Annotated in this window: 10 protein-coding genes and 3 pseudogenes; 8 read left to right on the top strand and 5 right to left on the bottom strand. The window is 58.9% G+C overall.

Annotated features, from left to right (window positions below; translation table 11 throughout):
• Positions 1-114: 114 nt before the first annotated feature.
• Both AKJ29_RS06925 and AKJ29_RS19980 read right to left on the bottom strand, forming a co-directional pair.
• Complete coding sequence (locus AKJ29_RS06925) at positions 115-1,365, bottom strand: imelysin family protein (protein ID WP_235477333.1); 1,251 nt, start codon at positions 1,363-1,365, stop codon at positions 115-117.
• 87 nt (positions 1,366-1,452) lie between these two features.
• Positions 1,453-1,692, bottom strand: a pseudogene (locus AKJ29_RS19980) (GMC oxidoreductase); the annotation flags it as partial.
• A gap of 85 nt (positions 1,693-1,777) precedes the next feature.
• Between AKJ29_RS19980 and AKJ29_RS19225 the strand changes: the two are divergent.
• Positions 1,778-1,942 (top strand): annotated as a pseudogene (locus AKJ29_RS19225) (IS3 family transposase); the annotation flags it as partial.
• A gap of 38 nt (positions 1,943-1,980) precedes the next feature.
• Here AKJ29_RS19225 and AKJ29_RS06935 read toward each other — a convergent pair.
• Positions 1,981-2,641 (bottom strand): annotated as a pseudogene (locus tag AKJ29_RS06935) (DDE-type integrase/transposase/recombinase); the annotation flags it as partial.
• A gap of 389 nt (positions 2,642-3,030) precedes the next feature.
• Here AKJ29_RS06935 and AKJ29_RS06940 point away from each other — a divergent pair.
• On the top strand, positions 3,031-3,498 hold the full coding sequence (locus AKJ29_RS06940) for an SAVED domain-containing protein (protein WP_161805382.1): 468 nt from the start codon (positions 3,031-3,033) through the stop codon (positions 3,496-3,498).
• Between the two features lie 391 nt (positions 3,499-3,889).
• Here the strand turns inward: AKJ29_RS06940 and AKJ29_RS06945 are convergent, their stop codons facing one another.
• Positions 3,890-5,773 carry an SLC13 family permease gene (locus tag AKJ29_RS06945; protein WP_055189342.1) on the bottom strand — a complete coding sequence of 628 codons (1,884 nt, stop codon included), beginning with the start codon at positions 5,771-5,773 and terminating at the stop codon, positions 3,890-3,892.
• Positions 5,774-5,959: 186 nt separating this feature from the next.
• Here AKJ29_RS06945 and AKJ29_RS06950 point away from each other — a divergent pair, with 186 nt between their 5' ends.
• The 6 genes from AKJ29_RS06950 (at position 5,960) to AKJ29_RS06975 (ending at position 11,264) form a co-directional block, all read left to right on the top strand.
• The gene (locus AKJ29_RS06950) at positions 5,960-6,673 is read left to right on the top strand and encodes a CoA transferase subunit A (protein WP_055189344.1); all 714 of its coding nucleotides are present in this window, start codon (positions 5,960-5,962) and stop codon (positions 6,671-6,673) included.
• A 3-nt stretch (positions 6,674-6,676) separates the two neighbouring features.
• Positions 6,677-7,306: a 3-oxoacid CoA-transferase subunit B gene (locus AKJ29_RS06955; RefSeq protein ID WP_055189346.1), complete on the top strand. Its 630-nt coding sequence runs from the start codon at positions 6,677-6,679 to the stop codon at positions 7,304-7,306.
• 86 nt (positions 7,307-7,392) lie between these two features.
• Positions 7,393-8,121, top strand: a complete 729-nt coding sequence (locus tag AKJ29_RS06960; protein WP_055189347.1) for a class I SAM-dependent methyltransferase — start codon at positions 7,393-7,395, stop codon at positions 8,119-8,121.
• 85 nt (positions 8,122-8,206) lie between these two features.
• A complete protein-coding gene (locus AKJ29_RS06965) occupies positions 8,207-9,217 on the top strand; it encodes a lysylphosphatidylglycerol synthase transmembrane domain-containing protein (RefSeq protein WP_314732193.1) in 1,011 nt (336 codons plus the stop codon).
• Positions 9,214-10,521, top strand: a complete 1,308-nt coding sequence (locus AKJ29_RS06970) for an FAD-binding oxidoreductase (protein ID WP_055189351.1) — start codon at positions 9,214-9,216, stop codon at positions 10,519-10,521. Before AKJ29_RS06965 ends, AKJ29_RS06970 begins: the two co-directional genes overlap by 4 nt.
• On the top strand, positions 10,521-11,264 hold the full coding sequence (locus tag AKJ29_RS06975) for an SDR family NAD(P)-dependent oxidoreductase (RefSeq protein WP_055190439.1): 744 nt from the start codon (positions 10,521-10,523) through the stop codon (positions 11,262-11,264). Before AKJ29_RS06970 ends, AKJ29_RS06975 begins: the two co-directional genes overlap by 1 nt.
• Before the next feature lie 261 nt (positions 11,265-11,525).
• On the opposite strand, the gene AKJ29_RS06980 is transcribed toward AKJ29_RS06975, so the two are convergent.
• A complete protein-coding gene (locus tag AKJ29_RS06980) occupies positions 11,526-12,959 on the bottom strand; it encodes a UbiA family prenyltransferase (RefSeq protein WP_055189353.1) in 1,434 nt (477 codons plus the stop codon).
• Between the last annotated feature and the right edge of the window lies 1 nt (position 12,960).

The raw sequence follows: 12,960 nt of genomic DNA on the forward strand, positions 1-12,960 counted from the left end.
ATTTAAACGACGCCCGACAGGAGGGCACTGGCGCCCCCCCTGCTTCGCAATCCTGACCACAACACAAAAGGGCGACCAATGCAGGCCGCCCTTAGTACATTGAATTCACAGGCTTTACTGGAAAACGGCGTTCGGGTTGTCCAGACTGTCAGAGCCTTCTACCTCCATCCCCTCAGCCCCAATGATGGTCACAGCACGTTCGATATTGCGGGTCTGGGCCACCAGTTTGTCGACCGCGTTTTGAACAAGTGCGCCACCGGGATGGTCAACCCCCAGCATCTGGTCATAAGACGTTCCACTTTCCGCTACGGTTCGAATATCACCCAACGCCCTCATGGTGGCGTTCATATCCCCCAGCAAGGCACCTGCCAGTGCGGCATCTTTTTCCGACACGAGATCATGAAGCGAGGGCCCTTCGAGCACGGTTCCATCCACGCGCACATAGCGCCCCGTATAGACGTTTCGAATGCCCAGACCGTCGAAGTAATGCGAGTTATGAGTATTGTCCGAGAAGCAATCATGCTCTTCTTCCGGATCATTCAGCATCAGGCCAAGCTTCATCCGTTCGCCTGCCAGTTCCCCGTAAGACAAGCTGCCCAGACCGGTAAAGGCCATGACGATACCTTTCCCTGTATCGGTGGTGACATCGGTGCGACCCTGCCCGCCATCGGACCAGTTGGCCACAGCCTCTTCAAGATCACGGATCAGCAGATCGGTCGCCGCGACCAGATACTGAGCCCGCCGATCGCAATTTCCCCCCGTGCAGTTCTCCTGGTCAAAATCCGTTGCAGGCCGGGTGCCTGCCCCGTGATCCGTTCCCGAAAGGTCCTGCCCCCAGAGCAGGAACTCGATCGCATGATATCCCGTGGTTACATTGGCTTCGATCCCCTCCACTTCATGCAGGCTTGCCAGAAGCTGCGGGGTGATTGTGGTGGCATCAATCATCGCCCCCGCCACATTCAGCTTTGCATTTGCGATGAGGTTTGCAGTCGAGAAGGGGTTTTCTTCATTTTCTCCGTAATCTGCCGCGATATAGTCGATCAACCCTTCGTCAAGCGGCCAGGCGTTCACTTTGCCTTCCCAGGCATCCACCGTCGGGTTGCCGAACCGGAAAGCTTCGGTCTGCTGGTAAGGGACCCGGGCCCGCAACCAGGCGGTTTTGGCCGCAGTAAGCGTGGCGTCGCCCGGTGAGGCGACCAGCTCTCCCACGGCGGTTCTAAGATCTTTTGCCAGGCTCAGACTGTCTTCATACCCGGCCAGGGCAATATCGGCATAGGTTTCCAAAATGGCTGAAGGATCGGCAGCAAAGCCTGAAACGGTAGAGCCCATCAGGAACGGGAGGGCCAGGAAGGATGTACGGATCATGATTATCCTCATGTATTGAAAGTATTGGCACCGGCAATAGATGAGTCTTTTAGTCAAGTAAAGCTATTCCATAGTATTTTTGTCAGATTAAACTTCCCTACCCTCCTCCCTCTTGATCAGATCAGCACATTTCTCAGCAATCACAATCGTGGGAGCATTGCTGTTGCCGCTGACCAGAAGCGGCATGACAGATGCATCCGCCACCCGCAGAGCCTCTAAACCGTGCACCCTCAATTGCGGATCCACCACCGCTCTGGCATCCTTCCCCATGGGACAGGTGCCAACCGGGTGGTAAATCGTGTCAGCCCGGGCGCGAATGTGTTCCTCCCTATACCCCGCCAGCCCAATGGGACAGATTGCATTGATTGCGTAGCGGAGGATTTCAGGCTCATCGCAACAGCAAGGAGGGAAGATGAGAATGAAATCCGGAAAGCAGAAAGCGACGGCTGAGAAGGTCGTCACAGACATCCGCAGGAAGAGCAGGCAGCTACATTCGTCCGAAGAGAAGATCCGCATCGTGTTGAAAGGGCTGCATAGCGAGGACAGTATAGCTGAACTGTGTCGCCCCGAAGGGATTGAACCGCGCCGGGTTTGCCGGAGGCTGATTACTCCGTTTCACGCGACTTTACCGAACTCGTTGCAGTGTTCATAGAACTTCTCTTCGACCTCCGCTGGCGGGATGTTTCCGATGGGTTGCAGCAGGCGACAGTGTTGAACTAGTCGACCCATTTCAGGGTTTCCCATTCGACGGCATCAACGGTTTTCCATGGCCCCAGGCGGTGGATGACCTCTGCCTTGAACAGGCCGATGATGGTCTCGGCCAAGGCGTTCTGCGCTTTCAAATGATCCCCCGGATCATTTGATCCGCATACACGGACCAGCTTGAACTCATAACTGTCACCGACGCTGCCGACCGAGGGTTCGATCCCGGCCTCGGCCAGACGCTCGGTATAGCGGATCGACACGTATTGGCTGCACCGGTCACTGTGATGAATGAGATCGCCATCTGGCCGCCGCTCATATAGCGCCTGTTCCAGGGCATCCAGAACGAACTGGGTCTGCGGCGACCGTGACGCCCGCCAGCCAACGATCCGGTTGACGAAGCTGTCGATCACGAAGGCAACGTAGCCCCCCAGCCAAGTCGAGACATAGGTGACGCCACTGACCCAGAACGTATTCAGGGCTGTGCCTGGGCCTTCCGGTTCACCTTGTCGCGCGGGCATGGCAGCGCCTTGTCAGGCCGCGTCGTTTTCTGTGCCTTGCCACGCACAACACCGCAACCTATCCCGGCCGCAGCCGATCTTCGGTGCAATCGCCTTGATCGCCGCCGCCTGACTCTCCTAGTTGCCCTGATTGTCGAACACCATCCGCACGGCCCTTGCTCGTGTCTCCGGTGAATAGCGGTTCGCCCTGTTGTCCTTTTCCATGGCCCCAATCCTTCCTCGATTTGGAGCCTCCGGAAAACCCGGTGCGGTTCAGTGCGGTCGAACGGCGGCCAGCCGAAATCAAAGTTAGAGGTATGCACTTCAAAGATAGTGACCCGACCTATTGGTCCGTTCAGCCTGCCGTCTTACGCGACGACTTTGCAAAAAAGATCCAAGGGCGGTTCGAAAGCGGTGATATTTGTCATCTATCGGTGTTTGGCTTGGCTCCGCCCCCCTCCTGGTGGAATTGGGACGCCTCATCTCCGACATTTCGGAAGCTGATGTCTATGAACGGCACCGTGAACCCGCGCAGTGGGGCTGCCCCGAAGATGGCCAGGAGACTAACTTCTTCTCCTCGAAAGGCATCCAGGGGCCAAAACGCGTCGCCTTGAAGCTCTCAATCACTTCACACATTGCCGATGATCGGATCACTGCTGCCATTGGTGACGACGTTTTCATCTGGGAGATATGCAGCAATCCGCAACAGCACGGGGTTATCCATCACAAAGGCGACTTGAGCCGTTTCAGGACGATCGTTCGCTCGCCCCTTGATGAAATCAAAAACGAACATGGCATGAATATCGAACTGATGGTCTTCCCGGCAATCCCTGTATCTTGCGCGATTGAATTTGGCCGGGTTTGGCAGCCCGAAGCCCACCCCGACATGGAGATCTACGATCAAATCAAGGAAGGGGGGGGGCGTTCATAGGCTTCATCTGACTGGCATGTGAATCCAACTATGCCACTTTTGCAGTGTTAAATTCACAGTTTACTCTGTCGCTTTGAGCCATGTGGCCGCAAGTCGCCTGGAATTCCTGAAAACGGGATATTCAGGCGGACTTACCAGCATTTCAAAAATGGTCTGATCGAGTGTCGCAAATTCAAAAGGAAAGCCGTGAAACACTTTATGCACGAAGGTGTTCGGCGTTCCGCACTAAATATGGCCGCATCCCGTGTGGAAGCGGCCATATCTTAAGCATCATTGTTTACTGCGAAGTTTACTGCGAAGTTTGCGATTTTGTGTCCCACCGCACGGAATGTGTCACGATCTTTCGGCGGGGCTTTTGCGTTTGCTTTGACCCTCTGGCCTCTTTGGCGCTTCAGAATACGACGTTCAACATGATCAGGGAAATCACTAAGAACAGCATGGTCATGATCCCCCCGGCCTTCACAAAGTCTTTCACCTTATAGCCAGCCGGCCCCATGATCAGCGCATTGACCTGATGGGTTGGGATGATGAAGGAGTTCGAGGTCGAGATTGCCACGGTCAGCGCAAAAAGCGCGGGGCTGGCCCCGGCCGCCACCGCAATCGACACCGCTAGGGGCACCAGCAAAACCGTAGCCCCCACATTGGACATCACCAGAGAAAACCCGGTGGCCAGAACCGCAATCCCGGCTTGAAGGGACCAGATTGGCCAACCATCCAGCGCGGTCAGGATCTGTTGCGCAATCCATTCCGCCGTGCCTGTGTTTTGCACCGCCTGCCCCAGCGGGATCAGGCACGCAAGCAGGAACACGGTGTTCCAGCCCACCGCATTATACGCCTCATCAATCGACAGGACGCGCGACAGCAGCATCCCCACCGCCCCGGTCAGCAGGCACAGCGACAGGCGCACATCGGTGAACAGGATCAGCGACAGCGAGACCGCAAAGAACAGCATAGCCCAGCCCACCTTATGCGGGCGCAGCTCTTCTTGCGGGAAATCCGAGGTCATGATGACGAAGTTCTGATTGCCCTGCAGGCGGGTCAGGTTGTCCCAGCGGGTGTGCGCCACCAACATGTCGCCCAGTTCAAACTTCTCAAGACCGATCTGGGTCGGCACATGATCATCGGTTTCCACATGGCTCAGCGTTTCTTCGCGCCGGTGGATCGCCAGCAGCGACAGACCATAGGTTTTGCGCAGCAGCAGCTCACGCGGGGATTTGCCGATCAGGTCGCTTTCCGGCGGGATCACCAGTTCGGCAATGCCTGCATTGGTGGCGGCAAATTCTTCGGTAAACACATCCAGCTGCGGACACACGGTCAGCCCGTATTTCTCGGCAAAGCAGTCCACCTCTTCCTTTTTCCCGATAATGGCCAGCCGACAGGGCGCCGCAATCTCTGCGGTCAGAACCTGCACCATCGAGGTCTTGCCGCGATAGAAGGTCGAGATGATGTAAAGGTGGTTTTCCATATTCACATCCGCCAGGATCTCCCCCACCAGCGGGCTGTCCCCCGGCACTTCCACCTCATAGACCGACGCGGTCAGACCATAGACACGTTTGAGGTAATCCGAGGTGCCCTGCCCGACCGAGCTGTCACTGACCGCACCGCTTTCCGGCAGCACCCAACGCCCCAGCAACAAGAAATAGAAGATCCCGCTGAGCACCAGAACCACCCCCACCGGGGCCACGGAAAACAGGCCGAAAAGCTCCATCTTCTGCCCCTCGGGCAGGCTTTCATTGGCGGTTTGCAGCAAATCATTGAGCAAGATCAGCGGGGACGACCCGACCATGGTCATGGTGCCGCCAAGGATCGCGCAAAATCCCATCGGCATCGCCAGCCGATTGATCGGTATCCCCGACCGGGTCGAAATCCGGCTGATCACCGGCAAAAACAGCGCCGCCGCCCCCACGTTCTGCATGAAGCTGGAAATCACCCCGACGGTGCCCGCGACAATCGGCTGGATCCGTGTCTCAGACGCCCCGCCGCGTTGCATGATCGTGGCCGCCACCTTGTTCATGATCCCGGTCTTGTCCAGCCCCGCCCCCACGATCATCACCGCGATGATTGAAATCACGGCGTTTGAGGCAAACCCGTTGAACAGCTGATTGACATCAGCCAGATCGGCAAGAGACGGGTGATAGCTGAGGATGCCCAGGATGACGAGAACGAGGATGGCCGCCAGATCAATCCGGACAACCTCTGAGACAAACAGAAACACGGTGAAGCCCAACATCGCGCTGACAACACCCATCTCGAATGTGAATACCAGTTGCTCCATTGCCCCTCCGTCAATTGTGGTTTTCCAATTGTGAGCAGAAAACGGATAGACGCAATAAAATTGCGTAAAACGCTGCGAATTCGACAGGGTAGAAATACGCGAAACCATCATTTTCGCCCCAGCTTCGTTGACAGTGCCCCCTCGTCGCGCCAGAACATCTCTCAGAACTGACGAAAGGACACTTTCATGAAAAAGGTATACGGCTCGGCGTCCGAAGCTCTTGACGGGCTTCTGTCTGACGACATGCTGATTGCCGCTGGCGGCTTTGGCCTGTGCGGCATCCCCGAGCTTCTGCTGGAAGCCATCAAGGAAAGCGGCGTGAAGGATCTGACCTTTGCGTCCAACAACGCGGGCGTTGATGATTTTGGCATCGGCATCCTGCTGCAGACCCGCCAGGTCCGCAAAATGATCTCGTCCTATGTGGGCGAAAACGCCGAGTTTATGCGCCAGTACCTGTCGGGCGAGCTTGAACTGGAGTTCAACCCACAGGGCACTCTGGCCGAGCGCATGCGTGCCGCGGGCCACGGCATCCCCGGCTTCTACACCAAGACCGGCGTGGGCACCGTGATTGCCGAAGGCAAGGAACACAAAGACTTCCCCACCGGCCCGAATGGCGAGATGGAAACCTACATCATGGAAGAAGGCATCTTTGCCGATCTGTCCATCGTGAAGGCATGGAAAGCCGATGAAACCGGCAACCTTGTCTTCCGCAAGACCGCCCGCAACTTCAACCCGCCGGCTGCCATGTGTGGCAAGACCTGTGTGGTCGAGGTGGAAGAAATCGTGCCGACCGGCTCGCTCGATCCCGATGCGATCCATCTGCCGGGCATCTACGTGCATCGCATCATTCAAGGCGAGCATGAGAAGCGCATCGAACAACGCACCATCCGGGAGGCATAAGACATGGCTTGGGACCGCAATCAAATGGCCGCCCGCGCGGCACAGGAACTGCAAGACGGTTGGTATGTGAACCTCGGCATCGGCATCCCGACGCTGGTGTCCAACTACATCCCCGAGGGCGTCACCGTGACGCTTCAGTCGGAAAACGGCATGCTGGGCATGGGCCCCTTCCCGACCGAGGATGAGATTGACGCCGACCTGATCAACGCAGGTAAGCAGACCATCACCGAACTGCCCCAAACGGCCTATTTCGACAGCTCGATGAGCTTCGGCATGATCCGTGGCGGCAAGATCGCCATGGCCATTCTGGGCGCGATGGAAGTGGCTGAAAACGGCGATCTGGCCAACTGGATGATCCCCGGCAAGCTGGTCAAAGGCATGGGCGGCGCGATGGATCTTGTGGCCGGTGTTGGCCGTGTGGTGGTGGTGATGGATCACACCAACAAACACGGCGACAGCAAAGTTCTCAAGGAATGCACCCTGCCCCTGACCGGCCAGAAAGTGGTCGACCGCATCATCACCAACTTGGGCGTGCTGGATGTGGTTGAAGGCGGGCTGAAGATCGTCGAGACCGCCGAAGGCGTCTCGGAAGACGAGCTGCGCGCCGCCACGCAGGCCACCATCATCAACTAAGATACGACCCAGATGGATCACGAAAGGCCTCCCATCGGGGGGCCTTTTGCGTTGCCCCTGCCCCTGTTCTCTCATAGATAGAACGCATGACCGGACAAAATGATAATGGCTGGGTCAGTTCCGCCAAAGCTTGGATTGCTGATATGGGCAATCAGGGCGATCACGGACGGGGGCATGTGCTGGATGAGCCAATGCTGGCTCGGGTGAAACAGGCCGCCCCGCAGGACATGGTGGATATTGGCTGCGGCGAAGGCCGGTTTTGCCGGATGATACCCGCGTTGGGCGTGCCCCCCACAGGCATCGACCCAACTCCCGAACTCATCTCGCATGCCCGCACCTGCGACCCAAAGGGGCGGTATGTTGAGGCCAGGGCCGAAGACCTGCCCTTTGCCGACGCCAGCTTTGAGCTCGCCGTTTTCTACCTGAGCCTGATCGACATTCCCGATATCCGCGCAGCCATCCGCGAGGCCACCCGCGTTCTAAAGCCCGGCGGGCGCATTCTGGTCGCCAATCTCGCAGCTTTCCTCACCGCCGCCCGGCATGATGGCTGGACCCGTGCCGAAACGGGGGCGCAGGTCCATATCACCGGCTATCTGAAAGAAGAGGTCTACTGGACCCAGTGGCGTGGCATTCCCATTCAGAACTGGCACCGCCCGCCGCGCGACTATATGCAGGCCTTTCTGGACGAGGGGCTGCGCCTGACACATTACGACGAGCCTGCCTCCTCCCACCCGGATCCCGAGATCAAGGCGCGGTATGATGAAGCCGCTTATTTTGTCATTATGGAATGGCAAAAACCGGACCCGGAGTATTGACGCAGATTTCGGGAAAATCCCTCGCCTTTCCCTTTATTGTTTCATAATCTCGCCGCATTCTCCTGCCAGATAAGCGGCAATGACCATGAGCAGCACCCATACCGTTTCTGCGGGGCGCACGCCCCCTTCGCGCAGGCTGCGCGACACCCTGATTTTGGCGGGGCTGTTTGGTCTTGTGCTGCTGGGCTTGATCGGACTGGCCGCTGCAACCGGCTGGGAGGAAACCCGGGCACAGATTGCCAAGCTGTCTGCCTGGCAGATTGGGGTCCTGCTTCTGCTGTCTCTCATGAACTACCTCTTTCGCGGCTTGCGCTGGCATGTGTTTGCGCGGCGCCTGGGCCTGCCCACCGGATTGATGCAGGATCTGCGTCATTTCCTGGGCGGCTTTGCCATGTCGGTCACTCCGGGCCGGGTCGGTGAACTGGTCCGTATGCGCTGGCTGAAACGTGAAACGGGGTGGAGTTTTGAACGCACCGCCCCCCTTGTGCTGGTGGATCGCGCCTCGGACCTGACCGCCATGGCGCTGATCCTTGCGCTGGCCCTCTCATTCTCGATGCATGGCATTGCCGGAGGAACCCCGGTGGTGATCCTTGCGCTGATTGCGGGGTTTGTCGCCACCCGCCCCAGGCTGCTTGGCTGGCTGGCCACCACGGGTCACCGCATCACCGGGCGATTTGCCCGGGTCTGGGTGCGGGTCCGCAGGGCCGCCACATCGCTTGCGGCATTCACATCCCCCCTGCTGATGACCACCGCCGCGCTGATTGGCATGATCGGCTGGATTGCCGAAGGCTATGCCTTTCATCTGCTCCTGGTCTGGCTTGGCTCTGATATCGGCCTTGCGGCTGCGGTTGCCATCTTTGTGTTCTCGACCCTGGCCGGTGGGTTGACCGGCGCGCCCGGTGGCGTGGGCGGGGCAGAAGCCGCCATGATTGCTCTCTTGGCGCTGGAGGGCGTCCCGCTGGAGGTCTCGGTGCCCGCCACCGCCATCATCCGCGTCACCACGCTTTGGTTTGCAATCGGCATCGGCCTGCTGATCTTTCCCGTCGCAGAACGCCATTCGCTGAAACATACCCGTCACGAAAGACCCGCCCAATGAGCTGGAAAACAACTGAATATAGCGGCTGGGGCCGTGTGCTGAAAGCGGCGGGCGAACTGGCCCGACCGGAACGCGCCCATGCGCTGGAGGCCGCCAGCCGTGAAGGAGGCCCCGCGATTGGCAATTGCCGTTCCTACGGGGATGCGCCCCTGAACTCGGACGGCCGCGCCATCGACATGACCCGAATGAACCGGATCATCGCCTTTGATGCCCAGACCGGACAGGTGACGGTTGAGGCCGGGATGACCATTGGAGATCTGGCCCATGTATTTGCCCCACAGGGCTGGATCCCGGCCGTTCTGCCCGGCACCGGCTTTGCCACGATTGGCGGGTGCATCGCGCAGGATGTGCATGGCAAGAACCATCATAACAGCGGCAGCTTTGGTCAGCATGTGCTGTCGGTAACGCTGGTTCAGAACGGAACGCGGGTGGTCGCCACCCCCGAGATCAATACCGATCTGTTCCGCGCCACCATGGGCGGCATTGGCCAGACCGGGGTGATCGCCGAGGCGACGCTGCAACTGAAACCCTGCCCCGGTGACCTGATGATGGTGACCGAACAGCGCGCATCCGGGTGGGAACAGCATATTGGCCTGCTTGATGCCTCCACCGCCAGCTACTGCGTGGGCTGGATTGACGCCACCGCAACAGGGGCGGCGCTGGGTCGGGGGATCGTAGAAGAGGCGGAGCTGGCCAAGGGGCTGCTGCCCCGGGCGAAATCCCCAAAATCCGTTCCGCGCGACGCCCCGCATTGGGCCCTGTCTGCCCCGGTTGTGCGCAGCTTCAACGCCGCCTATTTCCGCAGGGTGCCCAAATCCGGCAAAAGCTCGGTCAAGCGGATCGACGATTTCTTCTTCCCGCTCGACAAGATCCATGACTGGAACCGGCTTTACGGCAAACGGGGCTTTTACCAGTTTCAGAACGTGGTCCCGCTGGATCAGGTCGACATCCTGAAAGAGATGCTGGCGCGCATTGCCGATGCCGGGCTGGCCTCTCCGCTCGCAGTGCTCAAACGCATGGGCACAGGGCGCGCGGGTCATCTGTCCTTCCCGATGGAAGGCTATACGCTGGCGGTGGATTTTCCGGCCCGTGACGGCGCGCGAGAGCTGATTGCCCAGCTTGAGCGCATGACCGTTCAGGCCAAGGGGCGGCTCTACCTTGCCAAGGACTCCCTGGCCACGGGGGCCGCAATCAAGGCGATGTATCCCGAGCATGGTGACTGGGCCCAGATTGCCGATGCCGCCGACCCGGAGCGCCGGCTGGAAACCGACATGACCCGCCGACTGGATTTGAGGAACGCATGATGAGCGACGCAAACGACACCTGGATCATCCTCGGCGCAACCTCCTCCATGGCACGTGCCTTTGCCCGAAAGGTTGCAGATCAGGGCGCATTCGTGCTGCTTGTGGGACGGGACATGAATGATCTGGAGCGCAGCGCAACAGATCTGCGCACCCGTGGCCTGCACGCCGATGCCATTCATTTCGATGCCCGCGACCCCGAGAGTTTTGCGGCCATCATCTCTCGCGTGAGCCATGTCTCAGGCGTGATCAACGCAGCGGTTTTCGTGGGGTCGATGCCCCCGCAGGCGCAGATCGACGAAGACCCCTCTTTGATTGATGGAACGGTCACAGACAGTTTCACCGGCCCCGCCCGCTTTCTCCAGATGCTGGCCCCGCTGATTGAAACACGGGGCGCAGGCACCGTGGTTGGTGTGGGATCAGTTGCCGGGGATCGGGGGCGGATTGGCAATTATGTCTACGGCGCGGCAAAGGCGGGATTTGCCACGTATCTCTCGGGTCTCAGAAACCGCCTGACCCGCGTGGGCGGGCACGTGGTCACGGTCAAGCCAGGTTTCGTCGACACGGCCATGACTTGGGATGTGGAGGGCATGTTCCTGGTGGCATCCCCTGACAAGGTTGCCGGGGATATCCTGAAAGCCGTCCAAAAGAAGCGCAATGTGATCTACACACCGTTTTTCTGGCGCTACATCATGCTGATCATCCGCCATATCCCTGAAGCCATCTTCAAAAAGATGTCGATCTGACCCCGCGTCTGGAGCAGGAGGGTAAGGGGCTCTGCCCCTCTCCTCTTTGAGGCTCACCCCGAGGTATTTTCAGCAAGAAAAAGGGCGCGCGGCTGAGGCGAGTGGGATTTCGGCCGTGGAAGAGCTGCCATTTTCTGGTTCAAAATATCCTCGCCGAAGGCAAGAAAACCATCAAGGAAGCCAGTATGCGCCGCGAGGCCATCTGTACAGACAGGCAGGCCCCGCAACGGGCGGGCTTGGGAGCTGCTGATACGGTCCGGGTTAGCCCAGCCCCATCCACCTGTGCCACAGCCCGGCTGCATAAAACATGATCGAGATTGAGATCAGCATCAGGCCCACGCCACGTTTGTCGCGCATTGCAAAGACAATCGGATCGTAATCCATCTTGCCCAGCCACCCGAACCGCACCATGCGGATCATCCACCACGCCATTGGCACCTCGGCCACCCAGATCAGCCATTGGGTTTTATAAAGCCCAAGCGCCTGATCGGTGAAGGAGTAAAGGAAGAAAGCCAGCAGGGCGGCGACCACTCCCAGTCCGGCCACATTCAGCAGGTCGGAACGATCCGGACGGCCATAGCCCCGGCCCGGCAACCGCTCATCATTGGTGGCAAGTGTCAGCTCGGTCAGGCGCTTGACGCACCCCAATGCCAGAAAGACCGGGAAGATGAAGACAAGCAGATAGCCTGACACATAGATCCCGGTGGCTGCCGCTCCGGCCACGACACGCAAGGTGTAAAGGCTTGCCAGCACGGCAATATCCACCCACCGCATCTGCTTGAGCTTCAGCGAATAGGCCAGGGAGAGAATCATGTAGAAGGCCACCACACCCAGAAAGGCCGTCGACAACAACGCGGCCAGCACCAGTGCGAATAAGGCAAGCGCAGCAAATGCCACCATGCCCACCTGGATTGGCACAGTGCCGGCGGCAAAGGGGCGTTTGCATTTTTTCACATGCAGGCGATCCGCCTCCAGATCCAACAGGTCATTGACCAGATAGATCGACGAGGCTGCCGCAGAAAAGCTGAGGATCCCAAGAAGGGCGAGAAGGATCGTATGGGCAGAGAAATCATGGGCCGCAATCAAGGGCAGGAACAGCAACACATTCTTGACCCATTGATGTGGGCGGAAGCTTTTGAACAGCGCACGTGCAGTCCAGCCACCGGGCAATTCGCGCACCTCTTTGCCCAAAGCGCGCATCACTTCGGCTGATCCGGCATCCCCCACCACATAGGCCACATCGCCCCGTTTCCAGATCGCACTGTCCACGGAGGCATTGCCTGCATAGTCAAATCCTTCCTCGCCAAAAAGCTCCACCAGGGCGTCGGCTTTGGCGCGCCCTTTCAGGTTGTTATGCCCCTGCGTGGCCAGCACCCTTTCCGACAACCCATGCTGTTCGGCCAGCGGTTTGACCAAAGAGATATGCGAGGCAGAGGCAAGCACCACTTCGCGCCCCTCCTCCAGGGCCCGTCTGGCCAGCTCCAGCACCGGTTCGGAAACCGGCATCAGGTCCATCCGCAGCGGCGCGATCTCGGCCAGGGCCTGCTTCAACGCAGCCGGGTTGGTAAAATTGGCAAAACTTGCGCGCAGCGTGGCAAACGGATCACGCCCCAGCCCGGCCCAGAACCCTTCAAACAACAGATCGGTGCGCAGGAAGGTTCCGTCCACGTCCAGAACAAGAGGCTTCACGGTCATC

Source organism: Aliiroseovarius crassostreae (assembly GCF_001307765.1).
Classification (GTDB): Bacteria; Pseudomonadota; Alphaproteobacteria; order Rhodobacterales; family Rhodobacteraceae; genus Aliiroseovarius; species Aliiroseovarius crassostreae.

Coding starts and splice junctions, on each gene's coding strand:
- AKJ29_RS06925 (WP_235477333.1), bottom strand. CDS start 1,365: ATGATCCGTACATCCTTCCTGGCCCTCCCGTTCCTGATGGGCTCTACC.
- AKJ29_RS06945 (WP_055189342.1), bottom strand. CDS start 5,773: ATGGAGCAACTGGTATTCACATTCGAGATGGGTGTTGTCAGCGCGATG.
- AKJ29_RS06950 (WP_055189344.1), top strand. CDS start 5,960: ATGAAAAAGGTATACGGCTCGGCGTCCGAAGCTCTTGACGGGCTTCTG.
- AKJ29_RS06955 (WP_055189346.1), top strand. CDS start 6,677: ATGGCTTGGGACCGCAATCAAATGGCCGCCCGCGCGGCACAGGAACTG.
- AKJ29_RS06960 (WP_055189347.1), top strand. CDS start 7,393: ATGACCGGACAAAATGATAATGGCTGGGTCAGTTCCGCCAAAGCTTGG.
- AKJ29_RS06965 (WP_314732193.1), top strand. CDS start 8,207: ATGAGCAGCACCCATACCGTTTCTGCGGGGCGCACGCCCCCTTCGCGC.
- AKJ29_RS06970 (WP_055189351.1), top strand. CDS start 9,214: ATGAGCTGGAAAACAACTGAATATAGCGGCTGGGGCCGTGTGCTGAAA.
- AKJ29_RS06975 (WP_055190439.1), top strand. CDS start 10,521: ATGAGCGACGCAAACGACACCTGGATCATCCTCGGCGCAACCTCCTCC.
- AKJ29_RS06980 (WP_055189353.1), bottom strand. CDS start 12,959: ATGACCGTGAAGCCTCTTGTTCTGGACGTGGACGGAACCTTCCTGCGC.